Genomic DNA, 22,097 nt, shown 5'->3' on the forward strand with positions numbered 1-22,097 from the left:
TGACTTCAATCAACTGCTATGCGGACTCTTTTCCTCATCTTATTGTTCGCGTCGTTCACCGCCGGGGCACAGGACAACTGGGGTGCTTTCAGCCAGCGGATCGACGTGCGTACGCTTGCCGGTAAGAAGTTTCGTCTCGAATCGGCGGTGCGCGCCGAGCCCGCCGCCGACGAGCCCACCGCGGGCGCTTCCATGTGGGCGCGGGTAGACCTGGCTAGTGGCAAAGTGGGCTTCTTTCAGAATGGTTTGGATAAGCCGGTACGTAACTCCCAATGGGAGCATCGCGTCATCAACGGTAAAATTGAGAAGGACGCGCAGTGGCTCAACATCGGCGGCGTTTACCGCGGCCGCGGCAGATTCTGGTACGATGCCTTCCGTCTTTTCATTGAGAAAGAAAAAGGTGTGTTTGAAGAATACCCGCTGCGCGACGGCAGCTTCGAGGCCGACAGTACGCATGCCGCCTGGGGTTTCCGCGACGAACTAGGTGGCTATAAGCTGGGTGCCGTTGCCGGTGGCTACCAAAGCACGCGCGCATTCCAGGTGGATGGCAGCGGCGTAAAGCGCGCCGTGGTGTACGGCACAAATGACAGCGCCGGCCGCTACTTCAGCAACGGAGCGGTGCGCATTTATTATGAAACCTACGGCCAGGGTGAGCCGCTGCTGCTGCTGCATGGTAACCGCCAGTCGATCGTCGCATTCAAAGACCAGATCCCCGCGCTGGCAAAGCAATACCACGTCATTGCTGTTGACACGCGCGGGCAGGGACGCTCGAACGAAGACGGCACGCGCTACACCTACGACCTTTTCGCGGACGATATGAAAGCGCTCCTCGATCACCTTAAGCTCGACTCCGTGCGCGTGCTGGGCTGGAGCGACGGCGGCAACACCGGTCTCATCATGGCGATGAAGTACCCGCAAAAAGTAAAGATGCTGGCCACGATGGGCGCCAACATCTTTATCGACAAAACGGTGGTGGACAAGGAAGTGTTCCGCGAAGTGGCGAAAATGGACAAAGGCCTTGAAGGCGATACCTCGTACGTTGCCCGCAATAACCACCGCTTCAACCAGTTGCTGCTCACCGAGCCGCGCCACAGCTTCGAAGAGCTGCGCGCTATCCATTGTCCCGTGCTGGTGATCGCCGGCGAAAAAGACCTCATCCGGGAAGCACATACGCGCGGAATTGCGGCCGGCATCCCGGGCGCGACGCTCTACATCGCACCAAAGCAAACGCACTATTTCCCCACCGAGAGTCCGAAAGCCTTCAATGAGCTCGTGCTGCGCTTCTTTTCGGGCGCGTCCGTAGAAATACGGTAGCATTCCGGCAGGCAATTGGGTTCTTTCTGAAACCTGATACGGCGGCCGCGCGGCAGCGTGGGCGTGGGCAGCGAGGGCGGCCTGCTGGAGGAAGGCGACCTGTGCGTCGGCTTTGGCGACAACCTGCAGTTTGGATGGACTGCTTACCCCCCCGTGAGGCGCCCGGTAATAGAGCGACAGCATTTGGTGCCGGCGATATCGGCATGACGTGCACGCGCTGCGGCTGGTGCTATGGCGCCGCCGGGGCATGGCTTCGCGTTCCTCCGCGCCGGTTTGACTTATCTTCATAGTAAGGACCGCGCGAAAAGGCGCATGCACTAACCCTTATTCTTATGACCACTCCAGTAAAAAAGCAGTTGTCGAAAGCGCAGCGCGAAGACCTGCTCGGTATCCTCGGCTCCCGCTTTGAGAAGAACCGCTCCCGCCACAAGGACATTGACTGGAGCCAGGTGCGGGCGCGTCTTGAAGGTGCGGCGGAGAAACTGTGGACCCTGTCTGAGCTGGAGCGTACCGGCGGCGAGCCCGATGTGATCGGCCGTGATGCCGGTACGGGCGCTTTCCTGTTTGTTGATTGTGCCGCCGAAAGCCCGAAGGAGCGCCGCAGCCTGTGCTACGATCGCGCCGCGCTCGACGAGCGCAAGGAACACAAGCCGGCCGGCGACGCGCTCACGGCCGCCGCCGCCATGGGCGCGTCGCTGCTCGATGAAGCCCAATACCGCGCCCTGCAGGCCGTCGGGTCCTTTGATACGAAAACCTCCAGCTGGCTCCTTACCCCGCCTGAGGTGCGCCGGCTTGGTGGGGCCATCTTCGGCGATCGCCGCTACGACCGGGTGTTTATTTATCACAATGGCGCATCGTCGTATTATGCCGCTCGCGGGTTCCGGTGCTGCGTTTGGATCTGAGGCCGCGGGCCGCGGGCGGACTTTTTCACGACGGCACGATGTTGCTTGCCGGACAACAATTATCGTTCTCGTGGCGCCGTTGTGCCTTTGCGCCGTCGCGAATAGAAAAGAGGACTGAAGGTCCTCTTTTCTAAGCCGGGTTCCAATCACCTCACGCTATTGCCCTGCCAGGAAATACGAGGCAATAAATGCGATCACCGCCGCCACCAGCCCGAACATGAAGATGGTATACGAGATCCGCAGGTAGCGGTATTTCTTTGCAAGCACAAGGCCGAGGAAATAGTTGTCCTTGATCAGCGAGCTGTACATGTAGTCGCCGTCATTAATAAGCTGGTTCATGGCCCAGTTGTACTTCTCCAGTTCCATCTTATGGAAGTTGCCGAAGAAAAGCAGGTTTGTGCGGCGGTTGCGGATATCGTCTTCGGTGAAAAGGCCGCTGTTGATGCTCGGGCGTGTGGCCAGCACCGAGTAGACGATCGTGGTAACGCATACCGCTGCCAGCAATAAGGTGGGGATGGCGAGGTGCGGGTAATACTCCAGCCGGCCCAGCAGCACAGAGAACATGATGGAGATGATGATGGAATTAACCGAGATCATGATATGGGCCTTGCTGTCGGCCTGCGAGGAGAGGTGGATGTGATTTTCGGCCGTGAGGCGGAACATGGTCTGAACGGTGCGCTCGCGCTCTTTCTCCGACCGCGCGGCCGCCGACTCGCGGCTATCCTTCTTTTCCTTGTCGCCGCCCGCCGGCAATTCGGGGTCGAAGGCATAGGGCGAAACATCGATCGTGGGGGTGTGCTTCACCTCCTTGTCGCCTTGCTTCTTGCGCATCTCCCGCAGCCACACCTGCTTGCGGGGCTCGCGGTGCTCCTGCGCCCATTCGGTGAAGTACTGGTGCGTTTCGAGGAACTCGATATTGCGCTGGCGCCATTCCTTCTTGGGCAGCTCGCGGCCCAGGTAGGCTTCCTGCTCGGCGCGCAGCTGGGCGTTCATCTTTTTAAAGTCGGGCCCGCCGAGATGGTAGAGGTCGGCGTCACACAGGATCTTTTCCACGATGCTCAGCGGCGATTGTGGCATGCGGGTGGCCTGGATGCACGACGACACCCGCTGAATGATGGGTTCCTCCACACCTTTTTCGGTGAGAAAGGCGGTGGCGATGGCGGTGCTTTCCTTCTCGTGCTCCTCGGCTTTGCCGCTGGCGAAGCCGGTGTCGTGAAACCAGGCGGAGAGGAAAAGCACAAACTCGTCTTCATCGCTCAGGGTGTGATGGCTGGCGAGCTCGTGGGCGGCGGCAACTACCTGCTGGGTATGCCCCAGGTTGTGAAACACGAACTTGGGGTCTACCTTCTGGCGAAACAGGTTGGTGACGTATTCCTGCGCCGCGGCCAGTATACTGAGTTGTTGGTCGGTCATGGCGTAATTTTCGTTAAGAGTGGGCTATGCCCCAGCTGTTATATAAAATATCGTTCCCCGCCCTCCGGAGACAGGGCGCGGTTGGCGCCGCCGCCCCGAAAAAAGGGTGGGCCGGGTCCCCGGCGCGCCCCGTTCCGGCAACCCCAGGCCGCCCCGCGGGCCCCTTGGTGCTCATTGTCCTGCTAACGGTGGTGGCAATGTGTTTTCTTACCGGCTGCCAGATGTTCTGGGCGCCCCATTCGCCGAAGGGCTACGTGCTGCCGCGGCCGGAGATCCATTTTCTCGACAAAAAGCTCAACGAGATTTCGGGGATTTTCTACCTCCGCGGTGAAGGCTCCATGCTGGCCATCGCCGACGACAAGAAGCACATATACCGCATTTACACCGATGGCCGCGACGATGATTATTACGAAGAGTCTTTTGGGGAAAGTGCTGACTACGAAGATGTGGTGAAGGTGGACAGCTCGGTGTTTGTGCTGGCCTCCGACGCCACACTATTTGAAACGCGCCGCACCGACTCGGGCCTTGTTACGCGCTCCTACAGCCTGAAGGTGCCGGTGCCTGAAGAAGCCGGGAAACGGAAGGATGGCAGCACCGTCGACTTTGAAACCCTTTACTACGATCCCAGCGCCGGCGGGCTCATCCTGCTCTCCAAGAGCATCAAGGGCGAAAGCAAGAAGGGGATCCGCAGCGCCTGGCGTTTTAACCTCGCCACGCGCAGCTTCGATACAAACCCCTTTTACTCCTTCCGGCTGAAAGACATCAACGAAGCCCTTAAAGACGGCCGGGTGGAGTTCAAGCCCTCCGCGGCGGCCATTCACCCCTTTACCGGGGAGCTTTACGTGCTGTCGTCGGCCGGCCACCTGCTGGTGGTGGCCGACATGCGGGGCCGGGTGCGCGCCGCCTACCGCCTCAACCCCAGCTTTTACCCACAGGCCGAGGGAATAGCTTTTGCAGAGAATGGCGATATGTACATTTCCAATGAGGCGAAGTTGGGTAAAGCTTCCCTGCTCCGGATCCCCTATAACGGACAAAAAGGCGCCCGCTGACCTTACGGAAAACACGGAAAATCAACAAGCACCGATGAAAAGGATCTTTTACTGCTGGGCTTTGCTCCTGGTGTCCGTAGCCGCTGCCGCGCAGGCCGACAGCGTACGCCACCGCATCTTTCTTTTGGGTGACGGCGGCGACCTCAACAACGACCACCAACTGGTGGTAGACTGGTTGAAGCAACATGTGGACTGGAACGACACCCGCAATATCGCCCTCTTCCTGGGCGACAACATCTACCCCCTGGGCCTGCCTACCGAAGGCGAAGAAGACTTTACCCGCTCCAAGCGGATTCTTGACTCGCAGCTGGTGCTCGTAAAAGGCAAGAAGGCCAAAGGCTACTGGATCCCGGGCAACCACGACTGGATGAACGGGAAGATCGGCGGCTGGCTGCGCGTGCAGAACCAGGTGGACTATATCAACGGCCTCCAGCAAAGCAATATCGAAGCCTGGCCGCGCGGCGGCTGTCCCGGCCCGGTGACGGTGGAGGTAGACAGCCAGCTCGTGATCGTGCTCGGCGACAGCCAGTGGTTCCTGCACATACACGACAAGCCCGGGCCCGGCTCCAACTGCTCCTCGAAAAGCCTCGACGACTTCGCCTCCGAGCTCGATGAGATCATACAGACGCACCCCAACCAACTGGTGATGCTGGCCACGCATCATCCCATTTATTCCCAGGGGGTTCACGGCGGCGCCTATACCCTCAAGCAGCATATCTTCCCGCTGGCAGAAGCCATCCACGGCCTCTACATACCGCTGCCCGGCCTCGGCTCTATCTATCCAATCGCCCGCGGGGTGTTTGGCAACGTGCAGGATTTCAACCATCCCGTGTACCGCAGCTACGCCAAGGCGGTGGAAGACGTGCTCAAGAAACATCCCAACACCCTCACGGTGCACGGGCACGACCACAGCCAGCAGCTGTTGCGCAAGCCCAAGGACAGCCTCTACTATATCGTGAGCGGCGCCGCGGCAGAGCTGACGCGCATCAAAAGCAAGAACGCCAACATGCTGTATGGCGATGTGAGCCTTGGCTTCGCCATGGTGGAGGTGCTCAAGAGCGGGAAAGTGGTGACAAAATTTTACAACCTGAGCAATACGGGCCTCGACAACCCAAATTTCACCAAGGAGCTTTTTACGATCCAGAAGGTCATCCCGCCGCTGCCCGATACCAATATCTATACGCTGCCGGAGACGATCACCATTGCCGCTAATAAGGATTTGGAGAGCAACGCCTTCCGCAACCTGCTTACCGGCCGCAACTACCGCAAGGAGTGGACGACACCGGTGACCGTGCCCGTGCTCGACATCAGCAAGGAGCAGGGCGGCCTCAAGCCTACGCGCCTCGGTGGCGGCAAGCAAACGAAGTCGCTCCGCCTCGAAGACAAGCAAGGCCGTGAGTGGGTGCTGCGCAGCATCGCCAAGTTTCCCGAGGCCGCTATCCCGCCCGACCTGCGGCAGACCTTCGCCAAGGACATTGTGGAGCAGGGCATCTCGGCCTCCTATCCCTACGCGTCGCTCACCTACGACGGCTTTGCCGCCGCCGCCGGCCTGCCGCGGATCCGCCGCAAACTGGTGTTCGTGCCCGCCGACCCGCGCCTCGGGCGCTTCAATGCATCTTTCTCCAATGTGCTGGCAATATTGGAAGAGCGCGAGCCGGTTGATGTGAAGAAGACCTATAACACCGACGACGTGGTGTATCGCATGTTCGACGACAACGACGACCATGTTGACCAGAAGGCCGTGCTCCGTGCGCGCCTGGTAGACATGTTCATCATGGACTTCGACCGGCACGAGGACCAGTGGCGCTGGGCCACGCGCGACACCGGCAAGGGCAAGATCTATTACCCCATCGCCCGCGACCACGACCAGGCCTTCTTTACCAACGAAGGCATCGTGCCCTGGTTTGCCAAAAAGCCCTGGTTCATCCCCGAGGTGCAAGGCATCAGCCCGAAGGCGAAAAATATCAAGACCTTCAACCGCGTGGCCCGCAACTTCGACCGTTTCTTCCTCAACGGCCTGTCGAAAGAAGAATGGATGGCGCAGATCGACACCGTGCTGGCTGTTATGACCGACGACGTGATCGAGCGGGCGATGCGCCTGCAGCCCAAAGAAGTGCATCCTTTCCGGATGAACGAGCTTATTGCTACACTGAAGAAGCGCCGGCAGTATTTCCGTGACGATATGATGGAGTATTACCGCTTCATCTCCAAGCAGGTGAACGTGGTGGGCTCCAACAAGCGCGAGGAGTTCCGCGCCCATCGCCGCGACGACGGCACTCTTTTGCTGACGGTGCATAAGATCAGCAAGGACGGCAACCTGAGCACCAAGGTGTACGAGCGCGTGTTCGATCCGAAAGTGACCCAGGAGGTGAACCTATACGGACTCAGCGACGACGACCGTTTTATCAACGAAGGTGCCGGCAAGAGCGGGGGGCTTAAAGTGCGTCTTATCGGCGGCCCCGGGAACGACACCTTTGTCAACAACGCCGTGTCGGCCAACCTGAAGGTGTACGACGCGACCTTCGAAGAGAACGTGCTGACGAACATCCGGAAAGGGCAGGACCGGCGGAGCAAGGACCCGCAGGTGAACCGCTACAACCGCTTCGGCTTTAAATACAATGTCTTCCACCCGGGTCTCACCGCGGCCTACAACGTAGACGACAAGCTGTATGTCGGCGTCAGCGCGGAATACATCACGCAAGGCTTCCGGAAGGAGCCCTACGATACGAGGCACTTCGTGAGCATGGTGCGGGCGCTCGGCACGAACTCTTACCGCTTCCGCTACGAAGGTGACTTCACCCAGCTGGTGGGCCACGAAGACCTGACGATCCGCGCCGATGTGCGGGCGCCCATCAACGTGACCAACTTCTTCGGCTTCGGCAACAACACGCCCTTCAACAAGCAACTGGCCATCGACAAGTTTTACCGCATCCGGTATGATATTGCCGACCTGTCCGTGCTCCTGCGCCGCCAGCTGCAGTCGTGGATGCGCGTCAACTACGGCCTTACGTTCCAGTATTTCCGGGTGCACGAGCAGCAGAACAAAGACAAGTTCATCGACCAGCCCGCCATTGAAGGCGTCAACTACGAGACCCTGTACAAGGAGCACTTCTACGCCGGCCCGCACTTCAAACTCGATATCAATACGCAGAACAGCCGCGTCATCCCGACGCGCGGCTTCCTGATGGACCTGAATATCCGGCCGCTCTTCGGGCTCAACAAATACAGCGACAATGTGGTGCGCGCCGATGTGGACATGCGGATCTATTCGAGCCTTTTTACGCTGCCGCGCTTTGTGCTGGCCACGCGCTTCGGCTACGGGCATGTGTTCGGCAAGACCATCGAGATCCCGCAGGCCTACTACCTCTCAGGCGTCAACAACCTGCGGGGCTATCGCCGCGACCGCTTTGCCGGGCAGACCGTACTCTACAGCCAGAGCGAGCTGCGCTTCCGCCTTGCCGACTTCAGCACCTATCTCTTCCCGGGATCCGTAGGCTTGCTGACCTTCTTCGATGTGGGCCAGGTGAAATACAAAAGCCAGTCACCGGGCGGCTGGTATGCCGGCTACGGCGGTGGCCTCTGGGTGGCGCCGGTGAAGCGCTTCGTCGTCACGGGCATGTTGGCCTGGAGCGCCGAGGAAAAAGCGTTGCCGGTGATCACGTTCGGGTTCCCTTTCTGATAGCTACTGTTATACAAACGAAGAAAAACAAAGGCACCCGTTCGCGGGGCCTTTGTTTTTGTGAGGTGGGCACGATCGTCTCGCAGTGCCCGGAATCAGCGATTGTTCAATAATTCGTACCCCGTGTTGCCTGGCTCCCCCGCTTCCGTTCTTTCGCTTTCGCCATGCGTTCGAGCATTTTGATAAGGACAACTCCGAAGATGGCTGCGGTGATCACTGTACCCCAGGAAAATGGATCTCCGAAAAGGTACATTTCAACAAAGAGCGCGATGGCAACACATAGCAGGGCATACAGGCCAAGCACCAGGATCCGATTTTTCTTTATCATGGTTTTCAAATTTGTCAGACGATCTGCCGGTTCAACTGTTTTTGGGCTTTTCGCCAAATAGCCAGTCAACAAAGGAATCAATTGCGGCATTGACGGAGCCCTTCAAACCATTCCCGACACCACCAACCACAGCTCCGGCCGCTGCGCCTCCAAGGGTGCCTGCTCCCGGAACTACGACGGTTCCTCCCACTGCGCCCGCGGCAGCACCCCAAACCACTCCTTTAATGGCACCTGTAACATCCGCCTTCGCGATCTTTTTGCCCGGAGGCTCATCACCGTCCCCGGCATCTGCCCGGGCGGTGAGTCCGCTGCCGTTGTGGATCAGGTCGCGCCATTTCGGCTTTTCGTAGCGCCAATACCGGACGGAATGATAGGCGGTGCTCACCCCTGCTACCCATTCCAGTTTTTCCCGGTAGATGGGGAGGCGCGCCAGGTGCTCCCGCGCCAGTTTCTGAAACGCTTCGGGGCTTTCGTAGGCCTCGGCATGTCCCATCAGCTCATCGAGCGCCGCCAGCGCTTCCCTGAATTCCGGAGAGTGCGTCTCTCCTTCTGCTTCGTTCATGAATAGCTCGGGCAGCGTCATTGAAAAAGAGGCTTTCGTCGGGATGGTGAGGTTGCGGATCCCGTCCAGCAGGTCGATCCCTTTCACGCCGGTTGCGGCGCCGGTAAACTGGATCACCGCGTCGTCGATGGCTTGCCGGATCTTATCGCGGTCTTCCTGTGTCCGGATGGTGATGGAGCTTCCGAAGCGCCCGACCAGCTCCTTATACACCTGCTCAGCGCCCTGGTTGTGCAACTCGCCGATCGGCCACAGGCGTGCCAGCAGGTCGTCGTCGCAATAATAAACCTCTCCCTGCGCCGCGGCACACACGGCAAGCAGCAGTCCCAGGCATAAGTTCAAAAGATGTTTCATCATGTTGTTTTTGGTGTTTTCCCTACTCTTTGCGGATTTTCAGGTTTCCTCCGTTCATGTGGCCATATGAAAATGCTTCTGCCGTTCCGGGGCAGGCAGTACCAAGGTAGCCCTGCCGGAAGGGCAATTCCATGAGGTTTTCACCAGAAAAAAATGGTTTTTTCCCGCCGGCAGGGCACGCAAAAAGGGCTGCATTGCCGCAGCCCTTTCCTGGTTCGGGTTACCGGTTCCGGTCAGGAGCCTTCCCGGACGCTGATTCCTTTGCCTTTTTTGGGTGCGGTCTGTTCCTCTTCGTGCAGGTGCACCTTGAGGCGGATCGCCCGGAGCCCGTTAATACCCTGCAGCTCCTCCAGCTCGTGGTATTCGGGATCGCCTTCGATGAGGCCTTCGGACCGGAGGTAGTCTACGTAGCCGAGGTATTCCTGCAGCTCTTTTTGCTGGGCGTATACAATGGCCACGTAGCCGGGCTGGGTGAGGCGCTCTCCGCTGCGGGTTTTCACCTTGTCGATGCGTTTCTTCACGATCTCGTAGCGGATGTTGTAAGCACCGTCCACGTCGAACTTGCGCTCCTTACGGCGGAACGAAACCGAGATCGGGACGCTGTGTGCCAGTATCAGCTGCGTGGTCTGCAGGGGCAGGGCGAGGCGTTTCTCCAGCACCTGTGTCAGCAGCGCCGCGCGGGTGAGCAGGGTGAGCTGCCACAGCTTCAGGTTGCCCACATAAATTTCGTTGAAGGGCAGCTCCGGCGCCAGCGACTGCCCCACGTACATATTGAATTCGATACCGTCGGTGACGTAGCGCTCGAAGTAATGCGGGTAAACCTTCTGCATCTGCGCCTGCTCGCGGTCGATAAAGCGGTCGAGTGTTTCGTTGATTCGCGTGATGCTTTCCTCGTATTGCCGGCGGTGGTGGTACAGTACTTTCTTCTGCGGGTCGATGGCAGCAAGGTAGGCGTCTACGCCCGCGGCCAGCTCGGGGCGGGAGCGACGCAGGTGCTGCATCACGGCGTCCACCTCGGTCTGCAGGAAATTATACAGCTCCAGCTCGTCGTCGGAAAGCAGGCCTTCGCCAAGGGCCGCCAGGTACTGGCCCACGCGGAAGCGCACCGCTTTAAGCATCGGGAACTCGCTGCGGCCTGCCTTATTCAGCAACTCCTGCGCCTGCGTCAGTTGCGCAACGAGGTCGCGCCGTATGGCGGCATTGCGCTCCTGCGAGGAGTTACGCACATCGATCTGCGCATAGAGCGGGTAAACGTCTTCGAAGGTGATGGGCGGCAGCGAAGCGGTTTCATCTTCCTGGTGCCGCTGCAGGTAGGCGAAGGCAGCCTCGGTAAACTTCCACTCCACGGCGGGCTGCACCGCGGTGAAGTGCTCCTTGATGGTGCGGTCGATATCCTGGGCAAGGGCTTCGAGGCTCTTCTCAAGCGCCAGCGTAAATAGCTGCACGGCACTCTGGATGCGGGAGAGATGATTGTACCGCAGGTAGCCGGCCTCGCTGCTCGAGATCTCGAGCAGCCCGATCAATTGACCGTCGTCGCAAAGCAGGGGGCAGAGGATAAGGCTGCGGGTGCCAAGACCGTAGTAATACGGGAGCAGCGGGTGCCGGGCGCGGCGGCCTTCGCTGATGGACTGAAACAGCATTGGCTGTGCCCGGTCGCTGAAAAGCTCCTGGCAGAGCCGGGCCATTGCAGTCCGGTCGGCCTGGGCCTCCGGGCTGCGAAACAGCAGGCTGTTCTTGTAGTGAAGTTCGGAGAAATGATAGATGCCGCCGGACCGGAAAAAGGGCGTGATACCCACCGTCACCTGCGGCAGTCCCAGGAACGTTTGGATATGATGCTGCAGTTCGTCGTACACGGTCACATCGGAGAAGGTGCGCACGTTGAGCAGGGCGTTTTTGATCTCGGTGATGGACTGGTCGGCAGTGACGTCGCTGACGTTGAGCACGATGAGCCCTTCAAAGCAAAAATGCCCGATCGGAAAGGATGCGCGCAGATCGTCGAGCTCCAGGGAGCTTTCCGTGGTGTATTCGCCGGGCATCGCAAAGTCGGGGTTGGAAAGCGACACGCGTACGAAGCGGGCGTCGAGGTTGAGCTCGAGGTAGTGGGTGAGGCCCGTTTCGCGGTCGGCGAAGGGATGCACCGAGGAAGCCGTTGCGGGCAGCTCCCAGTGGTAGAACTGGCGCAGGATGAGGTTGTAGGCCAGCTTGTGCATGGCGCGGGTGATATTCTGCTGGTCGCCGTGCTCCGCGATGCAGTTCGTGTTGGCTTCCAGGAAGCGGTCGCGAAAGGTATCGGAGGCGTAGATCGTTTCGTGGCTGAAGGGAATGGCCACGGCATACATGTCGCCGGTGGCCGAGGTGCCGGGCGGGAAGATGGTGGAGAGCAGTGTTTCCACGAGCTCGGCGTGCGGCTGCAGCGGCTTCGCATCGCGGTGCGGCTCCAGGAGTTCGGGGCGCAGGTCGAGGTCGCGCAGGAGCGGGGCATAAAGTGCCGCGGCCCCGCGCTTACCCTCGCCGATGGTGCTGCGGAGGGCGTCGGCGAGTGGCTTCAGGGAAAGACGGCTGTCAATGCCGGTGGGCGTATTGGTGGTAAGCATACACGTGTGGGGAAGTGGTAGCTCTACCGCAAGTGTCACGCCAAAAAAGAGTGTGCTGGTGGGGAAGCGTGCTGGTGTGCAAAAAGCCGATTCGATACCAGCAAATTGGGGCCACCCCCGGGCAGTTTCTTTATTCAGCCCATTAGCACACCAGCAAACTAGCACACTTGCTTCGACACAACCTTCTGGAAATACGGGCAAACCGGCCGGAGGCCGCACTCGCCGCATTTTGGTTTGCGGGCCACGCATACGTAGCGGCCGTGGAGGATGAGCCAGTGGTGGAATTTGTAGACGAGGTCGCGCGGCACCCACTTGATGAGCTGCTTTTCGGTTTCGAGCGGGGTCTTGGCGCGCACGGTGAGGCCGAGGCGCGCCGACACACGGAATACGTGGGTATCCACAGCCATATTGGGTTGGTTATCGACCACCGAAGTGATGACGTTGGCGGTTTTGCGGCCGACGCCCGGGAGCTTTACCAGCTCGTCCACGGTCATCGGGATCTCGCCGCCGAAGTTCTCCTGCACCATTTTGGCCATACCCAGCAGGTGACGGGTCTTGTTGCCGGGAAAGGAGATCGATTTTACGAGGTCGAAAACATCGTCGTATTGGGCGGCGGCAAGCGACGGGATGTCGGGGTAGCGCTCGAAAAGCGCGGGCGTATGCATGTTCACCCGCTTGTCGGTGCACTGTGCCGACAGGATGACGGCTACCAGCAGCTGGTAGGTATTATCGTAAAGGAGCTCGGTTTCGGGGTCGGGCATGGCCTCCTCGAAATAGGCGATGACATGTTCGAAGCGTTGCTTGCGGGTCATGGATAGAATTGAAAGGCCCCGATCGCTTTGGTCGGGGCTTCAAAATTAGGTGGTTGTCACCTCCGGCAGGACCGATCTTCATAGGTGAGAACGGCCGGGTGCCTGCAGGTAAGTTTTCGTCCTTCAGGCGTTTTGAGCCGAGGTGGCGGCAGCGTATTTCAGGATATTCAGCACCACTTCGGTACGGGGGCTTTCCATAGCGCCATTGAGGCGTTCCTGTGCGGATTTTAAAACGGCCAGCTTTTCCCGAAGGGACCAGTCCCGCGACAGTTCCGATTCCAGCGAGCGGGCGTCTTCAACATTCATTTCGTGGTACAAGAAGCGTAGCAGGTCCTCCGGTGTATAATTGTACATAAGCCGAATTTGGATTCGTTAGTTGTGGACGGTGGTTTTTTAGGTCGTTCAGGGTAATAAACGCTCTTTAAACACGCTTATTGTGCGGAAGGTTCACTGTTTTTGGCGCCGGGTACGAGGAACAGGTCTTCGTTTTCGCGCTTCATGCCGTAGCGCTCGCGGGCAAAGCGCTCGATGGTGGCGGGGTCGTTGCGGAGGTTGTCGGCAAACTTGCGCTCCTGGTCGATCTGCTGCTGGTAATGCTTCTTGGAAGCCTGCAGCGCCCGGAGCTCCGCCCGGCGCTCCCGCTGGATGAAAAAGTCGTTGCGGTCGAAAAACAGCAACCATACCAGGAAGCCGACACCGGCAATAAAGAATTTATTGCGGAGGAAGGGCGGTATGCGGCGGATGGCTTTCATGTAATTCTTTACTGTAATACGAAGGTAGGGAAAGTTTGCTAGTGTGCTGGTGGGTTGCTGTGCTGGTAGACGCTGGCATTAGCAAACTAGCACACTGCCGAACTAGCACACTAGCACATTGACAAAAGCTTCCCCTTTGTCTCCGGCCATTCATCATCAATGATACTGAACACCACGGTGTGCCGGATGCTGCCGTCGGCATGGAGCCCGTGCTTGCGCAGCACCGCTTCCTGAATGCCGCCGATCTTTTTCACGGCTTTCTGCGAGCGCTCGTTCTGGTGGGCCACCTCGAACTCCACGCGCTGGTAGCCGAGGGTTTCGAAGGCATACTGCAGCAGCAGGAGCTTGCATTCCTTGTTGTGCACGTGGCCCCAGTATTCCGGCACATACCAGGTGTAGCCGATAGCAAGGCGCTTCATCGAAGGCTCGATGCGGTAGTAACGCGTCATGCCCATGATGTTTCCGGTCTGCGCGTCACGCATCACAAAGGACACCTGCATCCCGGTGTTGCGCGGGTCGAAGGCCGTGGCGATGTACTTATCAAACTGTTCATCGTAGCTGTCGTTGACAAGGAGCGTCTTCGTGTACTCCCAGATGCGCGGGTTGCGGGCGAGGGCGCGCAGCTCCGGAACGTGGTGCTCTTCGAGCAATTCAAGACGCACGTGCCTGCCTTGCAGTCTGCTGAGGTCAATGGGGATCATAGTGCAAAGCTAACCCGCGTGGAAAGGAGAGAAGGAACACAGATGACGCGGATTTATTAAGATCAGTTATGATTTTTAGCGGCAGGTCTGCGCAAATCATAGCCATCCGAACAGGTCTGCGTTCTTTCTCTAAAGAAAAAGCCCCGGCGATTGGCCAGGGCTTCCTGTTGAAATCGATTAATCACTTTCCAAACTTCAGGCTCTTGCCTGGGTACAGCGCCGAGCTGCCCAGCAGTTCCTCGATGCGGATCAGCTGGTTGTACTTGGCCATACGGTCGGTGCGGGAAGCCGAGCCGGTCTTGATCTGGCCGCAGTTGAGGGCCACGGCGAGGTCGGCGATGGTGGTGTCTTCGGTTTCGCCCGAGCGGTGGCTCATGATGGTGTTGTAACCCGCGTGCTGCGCCATGGTTACGGCGTTGATGGTTTCGGTGATGGTGCCGATCTGGTTCACCTTCACCAGCAGGCCGTTGGCGGTGCCGGTTTCGATGCCCTGCGCGAGGCGCTTAACGTTGGTAACAAAAAGGTCGTCGCCCACAAGCTGCACCCGCTTGCCTACGGTCTCGGTGAGGTTCTTCCAGCCTTCCCAATCGTCTTCGGCCATGCCGTCTTCGATGGAGCAGATCGGGTACTGGTTCACCCAGTTTTCCCAATACTTCACCAGCTCGTCGGAAGAAAGGGTCTTGCCGTCGCTCTTATGGAAAACGTACTTGCCGTTCTTATACAGTTCGCTGTTGGCTGCGTCCATGGCGATCATGATCTGCGAGCCGGTTTTGTAGCCGGCCGCTTCGATTGCCGTCAGCACGGTTTCGATGGCTTCTTCGTTGGAGCCGATATTGGGTGCGAAGCCGCCTTCGTCGCCCACGTTGGTGGAGTAGCCTTTTTTCTTGAGCACCGACTTCAGCGCGTGGAAGATCTCCACGCCCCAGCGGAGGCCTTCGGAGAACGTGGTGGCGCCCACGGGCATCACCATGAATTCCTGGAAGTCGATCTTGTTGTCGGCATGCGCGCCGCCGTTGAGGATATTCATCATCGGCACGGGCAGCGTTTTGGCGTTGGTGCCGCCGATATAGCGGTAGAGGGGCAGCGAAGCCTCGTCGGCAGCGGCCTTGGCCACGGCCATCGACACGGCCAGCATGGCATTGGCGCCCAGCTTGCCTTTGTTCTCGGTGCCATCGAGCTCGATCAGCGCGGCGTCGATGCCGGTCTGGTCGCTTACATCATAGCCCAGCAGCTCGGGGGCGATGGTCTTATTCACATTCTCCACGGCTTTCAGCACGCCTTTGCCTACATACACGCTCTTGTCGTCGTCGCGCAGCTCCACGGCCTCGTGCACACCGGTAGAGGCACCGCTTGGCACGGCCGCGCGTCCCAGCGCACCTTCATCGGTGATAACATCCACTTCTACGGTCGGATTGCCGCGGCTGTCGAGGATCTGACGGGCGTAAACGCCGGCTATTGAACTCATGGGGATTGACTTTTTTGGTTGCCGCGAATTTAGGGCATTTTCATTTTGGGGTCGGGCCCCTGGTTGCGAAGCCGACAGCGCAGCTGTCATTGCGAGCGTAGCGAAGCAAACTCCGCATTTACGCAGGGTGCTCGTAGTCGCAAGGATGTTCTGCTTTGATGCTCCTTTGGGTTATCAACAGTCTTCAGGTCGGGGAGGTTGCTTCGCTACGCTCGCAATGACGGGCTTTCGCCCGTCGCGCAAAGCGACACTTAACCATTACCGGCGTCAGCATTCACGATTGACGATTGACGATTCACGCGACTCACGCCGTCAGTCCCCGGAAGATCGTCTCCAGGCTCTCCGAACCGGTGCTCAGGCTTTCGATGTTAAGCCCCTGCTCCACCGACAGCTGCAGCAGCGCCTTGCGCACGGTCTCGGGGTCTTCGGTGCGGAGGTTCCAGGTGCGGGCGTCGATCTTTTCCACTTCCGCCACGGCCGGCAGGCGGCGTAGCCACTCGGGTTCCAGCGCTTCCTGGAACGACACGCGCACGGTATTCATGGTGTTGCGGCTGCGCAGGGCAGCGAGCGTGTCGTCGGCAACGATAGTGCCCTTGTTGATGATGATGACGCGGTCGCAGATCGCCTCTACTTCCTGCAGGATATGCGAGGAGAAAAGCACCAGCTTGTTTTTGCCCTGCTCCCTGATCACGTTGCGGATCTCGATGATCTGGTTGGGATCGAGGCCGGAAGTCGGCTCGTCGAGGATGAGCACTTCCGGGTCGTGGATGAGGGCGGCGGCCAGGCCCACGCGCTGCTTGTAGCCTTTGGAAAGCTGGCCCACGCGCTTGTGCGCTTCGGGGGTAAGACCGGTGAGCGCAATCACTTCTTCCACCCGCTCCTTCTTACGGGCGATGCCGTGCACGTCGGCCATGAAGCCAAGGTATTCGCGCACATAGAGATCGTAATAAAGCGCGTTGGACTCCGGCAGGTAGCCGATCTTTTTCTTGGCCGCGAGCGCGTCCTTGCGCACATCGATCCCGCTCACGAGCGCCGTGCCCGCATCGGGCTCGAGGTAGCCCGTGATCATTTTCATCGTGGTGCTCTTGCCGGCGCCGTTGGGTCCGAGGAAACCCACGATCTGCCCGGGCTGCACGGAAAAAGAAATGCCGTCCACGGCTTTCTGCGCGCCATAATGCTTGCGGAGTGCTTTGACTTCGATCGACATAAGGGATTAAAGGTAAAGAAGGTTCTTAACCGCGAAGAAAAGAAGGTGCAAAGCGTTTCGCTAAGGATTACATAAAAAAAGCTCCCGCGCAAAAGCGGGAGCCTTGATATAGTCGGGCGCTGATCCAAAAATCAGGGATCCGAGATCAGAGATTTTCGTACTCGTACAACGGGTCAATGTGGGTGCCGGCAGGCATCTCGAACACGGGTTTGATGAGGCCGTCGCTGAGGCCGTACACCCAGCCGTGCAGGTGCGGGCGCTGTTCGTTCTTCCAGGCGCGCTGGATGATGGTGGTCTTGGCGAGGTTCATCACCTGCTCGCGCACGTTGAGCTCCACGAGGCGGTCTACACGCGCGTCTTCATCGGTGATGCCGTTGAGCTCGTCGCGGTGCACCCGCATCACGTCCTTGATGTTGCGGAGCCACATGTTGAGCACCGGCTTGAAGTCGGTCTGTGTGCTTGCGGCTTTCACGCCGCCGCAGCCATAGTGGCCGCAAACGATCACGTGCTTCACCTTGAGGTGCGTCACGGCATAATCCAGAACGGCCAGCAGGTTCACGTCGGTGTTCACTACGAGGTTGGCTACGTTGCGGTGCACGAAGATCTCACCGGGCTGGGTGCCCGTGATCTCATTGGCCGGCACGCGGCTGTCGCTGCAGCCGATCCAGAGGAACTCGGGTGCCTGAAGTTTTGCGAGGCGCTGGAAATATTCAGGATTGTCGGTTACGCGTTCCTGGGCCCAGGCTTTGTTTTCCAATAACAGTTTCTGATACGATTCCATATACAAATATTAAATGAGGTTGGGTTAAAATGAATGTTTTTTATGACTAAACCGTAGTTCCGGCCAGTTGCGCCTCGCGCTGCTCGGCAAAGCGGGCGAGGCTGCCGGTACGCTCCAGCGAGCCTTTTACTTCCACGCGGATATTCTTGAGATGGGCATGCTTGGTAAAGTCCTCGATCACCTCCAGCACATCGCGGTCGATGAAGTCGGCACGGCTCGCATCGATGAGTACATAGCCGTTCCCGGGTACCTGCTCCAGGCGGTTCTTGATGATCGCTTTATTGAGAAAGCTCACATCCTTGCGCAGGCGGAAGAGGTAGCGGTTCGTATCCGAAACCACCATCACCGACGTACGGAAGTTGCTGCGGAGCACATAGAAGAGGCCAACCACAATACCGATGATCACGCCCTTGAGCAGGTCGGTGGCCAGGATGGCCGCGATGGTGATCACAAAAGGCATGAACTGGTCCCAGCCTTTCTTATAGAACATCACGAAGAGCGAGGGCTTCGCCAGCTTGTAGCCGGTGAAGATGAGCACCGCGGCGAGGGCCGCCTTCGGGATGAGGTTGAGCAGGTTGGGGATGAAGGCCACGCAAAGCAGCAGCAGGGCGCCGTGCATGATGGCCGACTTCTTCGTCTGCGCGCCTGAGTTGACGTTCGCCGAGGAGCGTACGATCACCGAGGTCACCGGGAGGCCGCCGATAAGACCCGACACCAGGTTACCCACACCCTGCGCTTTCAGCTCGTGGTTCTTGTCGGTAACACGCTTGTAGGGGTCGAGGTCGTCGATGGCTTCGATGGACAGCAAGGTTTCGAGCGAGGCCACGATCGCGAGCGTGACGCCCGTGATCCAGACGTGGCTGTTGTTGAGCATCGACCAGTCGGGGCTTGTAAAGAAGCTGAGAAACTCGGTTGCCGATGACGCCTGCGGCAGCTTCACCATGTGCTGGGGATCCAGGGCACCGTTGCCGCCGATCGCCATGCTGATGCCGATACCGATCAGCACCACCAGCAGCGGCGCAGGCACGAGGCGCAGGAAGCCTTTCTGGTTGGCTACCAGCTTTTCCCAGATAAAGTGAAATGCAAGGCACACGGCGCCGATGATGAGGGCTACCCGGTTGATATGACCAAAGGCGTTGACGAAGTTGAAAAAGATATTTCCCTTCTTCGCCGGTGCCGGCACCGACTCGTCGGTTTCAAATTGCGAATCGTCACCAAGCAGGTGCGGAAACTGGTTGAGGATCAGGATGAGGCCGATGGCCGCCAGCATGCCCTTAATTACGGAGCTGGGGATATAGTCGCCGATGGCGCCTGCGCGGGCAAAGCCCAGCGCGATCTGCAGCGCGCCGCAGATGGCCACCGAAACCAGGAAGGCCGGGAACGAGCCGCCGGGCATGGCGATGATGGCCGCCGAAACGATGGCCGTAAGACCAGCCGCGGGTCCCGATACGCTCAGCTGCGACCTGCTGAGGGCACCGATGATTATACCGCCGACCATACCGGCGATGAGGCCGCTGAACAGGGGCGCTTTTGAGGCGAGGGCCACACCCAGGCACAGCGGCAGCGCAACGAGAAAGACGACTATAGACGAGGGGATGTCTGCCTTGAGCGAGGCAAACGGGTTTTTCTTAGAAGACATGAGAGGTCAGTTTATTAATGAGATTCGAAAATGAAAGCGAAGCGAATGGCGCCGGTAACCGGAATCGTCAATGAGAATCGTGAATAAGGCCGCGCCTTCCCTTTCATCCGGGCATGCCCGTAGCGTAATCGTGCCGGCGGCACGTTGATGAACGCTGACGGCGCAACGCGCCCGGCAATAAGGTGATGGCCTGCAGGCGCGTCGCCAAAGCCGGAGTGCTTCATGCGTGCTTGAAAGGGAAGTGCGCCCGTTGTTACGGCGCTTTGGCTGTCAATACCTGTGCTGGTGCTTACAAGGTGCAACGGCAGTACGCAATGGCGGTAAACAAGGACCGCACAGAGCGCATCATCCGATGGGTGTTCATTGCCGTATTACCGGCTTACCCATTCACGATTGACGATTCACGATTGACGTGATCATGCTTCCGGAGGGGGCGCAACGTATTCGGGGTGAAAAGCAACAGAGGCCTTCTGCTCGAAGTGGCCATACTCGTTGACCTGTTCAATCGAGGGATGCTCGAGGTGAAGGGGCTCGTGGAGAAACTCCTGGATGTTGCTGGTAGGGGAAGAGGATTCCGCCTTTTCTTCGGTGGTGTTGTTCATCAGACCACCGTCGTCGTCGGCATCGGCACCGTGGGTGCTGGCGAGACTTTGCTTTTCGGTTTTAACCTGTTGCTGGAAGCGGTAAACGTAGGGGATGCACACACTCAGCCACACCAGTGCCAGCATCAGCAGGAAGCTGCCGATTTTTTGAGCTGTTGTGAAGGATGATCCGTTTTGCCGCATCGGGGCAAAAGTATCGAATTGCAGGTTTTTTTCCGCGCGCGGAAAGCGGGAATCGCGGATACTTTGCGTTAATGTTTTCGAAAGGCAGCCTCGGGCTCAATGCTATTGCCGGTTATCGCTAGCGCTTGATCTGCACCGGCGTGCCGATGGGCACATACGAGTAGAGGTCCTGCACGTCCTCGTTCTTGAGCGCGATGCAGCCGTTGGTCCAGTTGCTGTAGCGGTCGATCATGTATTCGTCGTGCGGCCAGGTGCCGTGGATGCCCACGCCGGCGCCGGGGGTAGCGTTCTTCGGGATCCTGCCCTGGCGCTTCAGCTCGTTGAAGCGGGCAATGGAGGCGGGCGTCGGGTAGTCGAGACCCATATACCGGCTCCACTTTTCGTGCTTGCGCTTGTTGACGATCCGGAAGGAGCCTTCCGGCGTGCAGCGGTCGCCTTCCACGCACTTATCGGCGAGGCTGTTGTTGCCGAATACCACCGGGTAGGTGGCATACCAGCCCTGCACATCATAAACCTGCATCTCGTAATCGGACTTGTCGATCACGATGCGGATGGGCTGGATGGGCATGGATGAACCGGAGGCGGTGACGGCGCCTGTATGGGGGATGAAGGTGGCGCCGGCCGTGGCCTTGCGCTGGGCCGACAGCGGCAGCAACGCGGCTGTCAGCAGAACGGTGCGGAATAGGGTGCTTTTCATGGCGTCACAAACGGTTTGGAGTCAAATGTATAACGAATGACGCGGCTCTTTCGTACGCGGACGTTATGTTTTCGCCAAAAGCAAAATCCGTGCAAAAAAATCTTTAAATCGCGGATCTCGGATCTTCGATCTTCCTCCGGACGCAAAAAAGGTTCGCTTTGCGAACCTTTCTAAATCAGACATCCGACATCGGAGATCGAAAAATTTCTCTACCAGTGGCTGAGGCGGATGCCGACATTGTAGGGGCGCTGGTCGAGGCCCTTGCTCCACATGCTGTTGAAGGCGCTGGAGCCGTAGAGGCGGATGGGGCCGAGCTGCACTTCGGCGATGGCCGAGATCTTCCAGGGATCGAGGTCGAAGTCGCCGTGCGTCTTGTGCACCTTGCCGTCTTCCTTGATCTTCTGGCGCGCGGAGTAGAGGTAGCCGGCGCTTACACCGACGCTGAAGCCGAAGCCGTGCTTGCGCGAAGGCGTCAGGTCGAAGTTGAGCATGATGGGCACCGTGAGGTAATCGGCAGCCAGCTTGTTCTTATCCACTTCCGACCAGGAGGAGTCATCGATGATCCTTGTCGGGTTCTTGAGGAAGTGCACGCGCTCGTTGTCGAAGCGGTAGTTGTTCAGCTCCAGGCCGATACCGTATTTCAGGTTAACGACGTGCTTCACGAGGTTCAGCTTCTGCATGAGGATCCAGATGTTGACGTTGACCGACTTGCCCGTGCGGAGCTTGAAGCGGTCGGCGTCGGCGCCCGGCGCAAAGGCCTGCACATCGGAAGCGGCGTAGCTCGTATGATCGTCGAAGTTGGAGAAGCCGAGGTCGAGGATGGCCCAGTTGGTGCTCAGGTTGGAATTATGGCGGCGGCTGTTACCGAAAGTGATCGAGTGGGTGCGCGGGTGGTCGGCCTTCCCGTCGCGGATGATCACCATGCCGCCGATGCGGATGGTGTCGGGGCGGCCAGTTGTGTCAACGGTGGGGCGGGCGGAAACAGTGGTGTCTTGTCCAAAGGAGCACAGGGCGATCCCTGTCGCCAGGGTAGCGAGTAGCGTTCTTTTCATGGTTCTTGCTTTGC

The 22,097-nt window shown here is 58.8% G+C and carries 20 protein-coding genes; 4 read left to right on the forward strand and 16 right to left on the reverse strand.

The features are described from left to right. Positions 1–18: 18 nt before the first annotated feature. Both EPD60_RS03000 and EPD60_RS03005 read left to right on the forward strand, forming a co-directional pair. A complete protein-coding gene (locus tag EPD60_RS03000) occupies positions 19–1,314 on the forward strand; it encodes an alpha/beta fold hydrolase (RefSeq protein ID WP_131446707.1) in 1,296 nt (431 codons plus the stop codon). A gap of 332 nt (positions 1,315–1,646) precedes the next feature. Further along, positions 1,647–2,216, forward strand: coding sequence for a DUF4256 domain-containing protein (locus EPD60_RS03005; RefSeq protein WP_131446709.1), 570 nt, complete (start codon positions 1,647–1,649; stop codon positions 2,214–2,216). Between the two features lie 156 nt (positions 2,217–2,372). Here the strand turns inward: EPD60_RS03005 and EPD60_RS03010 are convergent, their stop codons facing one another. Beyond that, entirely contained in the window at positions 2,373–3,629 is a 1,257-nt protein-coding gene (locus EPD60_RS03010) for a Pycsar system effector family protein (RefSeq protein WP_131446711.1), read from the reverse strand. 197 nt (positions 3,630–3,826) lie between these two features. Here EPD60_RS03010 and EPD60_RS03015 point away from each other — a divergent pair, with 197 nt between their 5' ends. Further along, complete coding sequence (locus EPD60_RS03015; protein WP_165871381.1) at positions 3,827–4,678, forward strand: SdiA-regulated domain-containing protein; 852 nt, start codon at positions 3,827–3,829, stop codon at positions 4,676–4,678. A 34-nt stretch (positions 4,679–4,712) separates the two neighbouring features. Further along, positions 4,713–8,357 (forward strand): BamA/TamA family outer membrane protein, encoded by a 3,645-nt coding sequence (locus tag EPD60_RS03020; protein ID WP_165871382.1) that lies wholly within the window; start codon positions 4,713–4,715, stop codon positions 8,355–8,357. Between the two features lie 106 nt (positions 8,358–8,463). Here the strand turns inward: EPD60_RS03020 and EPD60_RS03025 are convergent, their stop codons facing one another. The 15 genes from EPD60_RS03025 to EPD60_RS03095 all read right to left on the reverse strand — a co-directional run bounded on the left by EPD60_RS03025 (position 8,464) and on the right by EPD60_RS03095 (position 22,083). After that, the gene (locus EPD60_RS03025) at positions 8,464–8,685 is read right to left on the reverse strand and encodes a hypothetical protein (protein ID WP_131446717.1); all 222 of its coding nucleotides are present in this window, start codon (positions 8,683–8,685) and stop codon (positions 8,464–8,466) included. A 31-nt stretch (positions 8,686–8,716) separates the two neighbouring features. Then, positions 8,717–9,601, reverse strand: a complete 885-nt coding sequence (locus EPD60_RS03030; RefSeq protein WP_131446719.1) for a hypothetical protein — start codon at positions 9,599–9,601, stop codon at positions 8,717–8,719. 230 nt (positions 9,602–9,831) lie between these two features. Beyond that, positions 9,832–12,192, reverse strand: coding sequence for a hypothetical protein (locus EPD60_RS03035; protein WP_131446721.1), 2,361 nt, complete (start codon positions 12,190–12,192; stop codon positions 9,832–9,834). 158 nt (positions 12,193–12,350) lie between these two features. Continuing rightward, positions 12,351–13,004 carry an endonuclease III gene (gene nth / locus EPD60_RS03040; protein WP_131446723.1) on the reverse strand — a complete coding sequence of 218 codons (654 nt, stop codon included), beginning with the start codon at positions 13,002–13,004 and terminating at the stop codon, positions 12,351–12,353. A gap of 123 nt (positions 13,005–13,127) precedes the next feature. Further along, positions 13,128–13,358, reverse strand: coding sequence for a hypothetical protein (locus tag EPD60_RS03045; RefSeq protein WP_131446725.1), 231 nt, complete (start codon positions 13,356–13,358; stop codon positions 13,128–13,130). Positions 13,359–13,435: 77 nt separating this feature from the next. Continuing rightward, the gene (locus EPD60_RS03050) at positions 13,436–13,756 is read right to left on the reverse strand and encodes an FtsB family cell division protein (protein ID WP_131446727.1); all 321 of its coding nucleotides are present in this window, start codon (positions 13,754–13,756) and stop codon (positions 13,436–13,438) included. 110 nt (positions 13,757–13,866) lie between these two features. After that, positions 13,867–14,457 carry a GNAT family N-acetyltransferase gene (locus EPD60_RS03055; RefSeq protein ID WP_131446729.1) on the reverse strand — a complete coding sequence of 197 codons (591 nt, stop codon included), beginning with the start codon at positions 14,455–14,457 and terminating at the stop codon, positions 13,867–13,869. 181 nt (positions 14,458–14,638) lie between these two features. Then, positions 14,639–15,922 carry a phosphopyruvate hydratase gene (gene eno, locus EPD60_RS03060; protein ID WP_131446731.1) on the reverse strand — a complete coding sequence of 428 codons (1,284 nt, stop codon included), beginning with the start codon at positions 15,920–15,922 and terminating at the stop codon, positions 14,639–14,641. Positions 15,923–16,226: 304 nt separating this feature from the next. Next, positions 16,227–17,129 (reverse strand): gliding motility-associated ABC transporter ATP-binding subunit GldA, encoded by a 903-nt coding sequence (gldA, locus tag EPD60_RS03065; protein WP_131446733.1) that lies wholly within the window; start codon positions 17,127–17,129, stop codon positions 16,227–16,229. Between the two features lie 145 nt (positions 17,130–17,274). Next, entirely contained in the window at positions 17,275–17,910 is a 636-nt protein-coding gene (locus tag EPD60_RS03070) for a carbonic anhydrase (protein ID WP_131446735.1), read from the reverse strand. 46 nt (positions 17,911–17,956) lie between these two features. Further along, a complete protein-coding gene (locus tag EPD60_RS03075; protein ID WP_131446737.1) occupies positions 17,957–19,549 on the reverse strand; it encodes a SulP family inorganic anion transporter in 1,593 nt (530 codons plus the stop codon). A gap of 14 nt (positions 19,550–19,563) precedes the next feature. After that, on the reverse strand, positions 19,564–19,773 hold the full coding sequence (locus tag EPD60_RS03080; protein ID WP_131446738.1) for a hypothetical protein: 210 nt from the start codon (positions 19,771–19,773) through the stop codon (positions 19,564–19,566). A gap of 192 nt (positions 19,774–19,965) precedes the next feature. After that, positions 19,966–20,334: a hypothetical protein gene (locus tag EPD60_RS03085; RefSeq protein ID WP_131446740.1), complete on the reverse strand. Its 369-nt coding sequence runs from the start codon at positions 20,332–20,334 to the stop codon at positions 19,966–19,968. Between the two features lie 118 nt (positions 20,335–20,452). Beyond that, the gene (locus EPD60_RS03090; RefSeq protein ID WP_243647747.1) at positions 20,453–21,031 is read right to left on the reverse strand and encodes a L,D-transpeptidase family protein; all 579 of its coding nucleotides are present in this window, start codon (positions 21,029–21,031) and stop codon (positions 20,453–20,455) included. 209 nt (positions 21,032–21,240) lie between these two features. Next, the gene (locus EPD60_RS03095) at positions 21,241–22,083 is read right to left on the reverse strand and encodes an outer membrane beta-barrel protein (RefSeq protein WP_131446742.1); all 843 of its coding nucleotides are present in this window, start codon (positions 22,081–22,083) and stop codon (positions 21,241–21,243) included. Between the last annotated feature and the right edge of the window lie 14 nt (positions 22,084–22,097).

It is taken from the genome of Flaviaestuariibacter flavus, from assembly GCF_004337505.1.
GTDB lineage: Bacteria > Bacteroidota > Bacteroidia > Chitinophagales > Chitinophagaceae > Flavisolibacter > Flavisolibacter flavus.

Bases quoted from the DNA above. Each gene is read 5' to 3' on its own strand.
- EPD60_RS03095 (WP_131446742.1), bottom strand. From the start codon at position 22,083: ATGAAAAGAACGCTACTCGCTACCCTGGCGACAGGGATCGCCCTGTGC.
- EPD60_RS03000 (WP_131446707.1), top strand. From the start codon at position 19: ATGCGGACTCTTTTCCTCATCTTATTGTTCGCGTCGTTCACCGCCGGG.
- EPD60_RS03045 (WP_131446725.1), bottom strand. From the start codon at position 13,358: ATGTACAATTATACACCGGAGGACCTGCTACGCTTCTTGTACCACGAA.
- EPD60_RS03055 (WP_131446729.1), bottom strand. From the start codon at position 14,457: ATGATCCCCATTGACCTCAGCAGACTGCAAGGCAGGCACGTGCGTCTT.
- EPD60_RS03010 (WP_131446711.1), bottom strand. From the start codon at position 3,629: ATGACCGACCAACAACTCAGTATACTGGCCGCGGCGCAGGAATACGTC.
- EPD60_RS03070 (WP_131446735.1), bottom strand. From the start codon at position 17,910: ATGGAATCGTATCAGAAACTGTTATTGGAAAACAAAGCCTGGGCCCAG.
- EPD60_RS03075 (WP_131446737.1), bottom strand. From the start codon at position 19,549: ATGTCTTCTAAGAAAAACCCGTTTGCCTCGCTCAAGGCAGACATCCCC.
- EPD60_RS03020 (WP_165871382.1), top strand. From the start codon at position 4,713: ATGAAAAGGATCTTTTACTGCTGGGCTTTGCTCCTGGTGTCCGTAGCC.
- EPD60_RS03080 (WP_131446738.1), bottom strand. From the start codon at position 19,773: ATGAAGCACTCCGGCTTTGGCGACGCGCCTGCAGGCCATCACCTTATT.
- EPD60_RS03025 (WP_131446717.1), bottom strand. From the start codon at position 8,685: ATGATAAAGAAAAATCGGATCCTGGTGCTTGGCCTGTATGCCCTGCTA.
- gldA (WP_131446733.1), bottom strand. From the start codon at position 17,129: ATGTCGATCGAAGTCAAAGCACTCCGCAAGCATTATGGCGCGCAGAAA.
- EPD60_RS03050 (WP_131446727.1), bottom strand. From the start codon at position 13,756: ATGAAAGCCATCCGCCGCATACCGCCCTTCCTCCGCAATAAATTCTTT.
- nth (WP_131446723.1), bottom strand. From the start codon at position 13,004: ATGACCCGCAAGCAACGCTTCGAACATGTCATCGCCTATTTCGAGGAG.
- EPD60_RS03090 (WP_243647747.1), bottom strand. From the start codon at position 21,031: ATGAAAAGCACCCTATTCCGCACCGTTCTGCTGACAGCCGCGTTGCTG.
- EPD60_RS03085 (WP_131446740.1), bottom strand. From the start codon at position 20,334: ATGCGGCAAAACGGATCATCCTTCACAACAGCTCAAAAAATCGGCAGC.
- EPD60_RS03030 (WP_131446719.1), bottom strand. From the start codon at position 9,601: ATGATGAAACATCTTTTGAACTTATGCCTGGGACTGCTGCTTGCCGTG.
- EPD60_RS03015 (WP_165871381.1), top strand. From the start codon at position 3,827: ATGTGTTTTCTTACCGGCTGCCAGATGTTCTGGGCGCCCCATTCGCCG.
- eno (WP_131446731.1), bottom strand. From the start codon at position 15,922: ATGAGTTCAATAGCCGGCGTTTACGCCCGTCAGATCCTCGACAGCCGC.
- EPD60_RS03005 (WP_131446709.1), top strand. From the start codon at position 1,647: ATGACCACTCCAGTAAAAAAGCAGTTGTCGAAAGCGCAGCGCGAAGAC.
- EPD60_RS03035 (WP_131446721.1), bottom strand. From the start codon at position 12,192: ATGCTTACCACCAATACGCCCACCGGCATTGACAGCCGTCTTTCCCTG.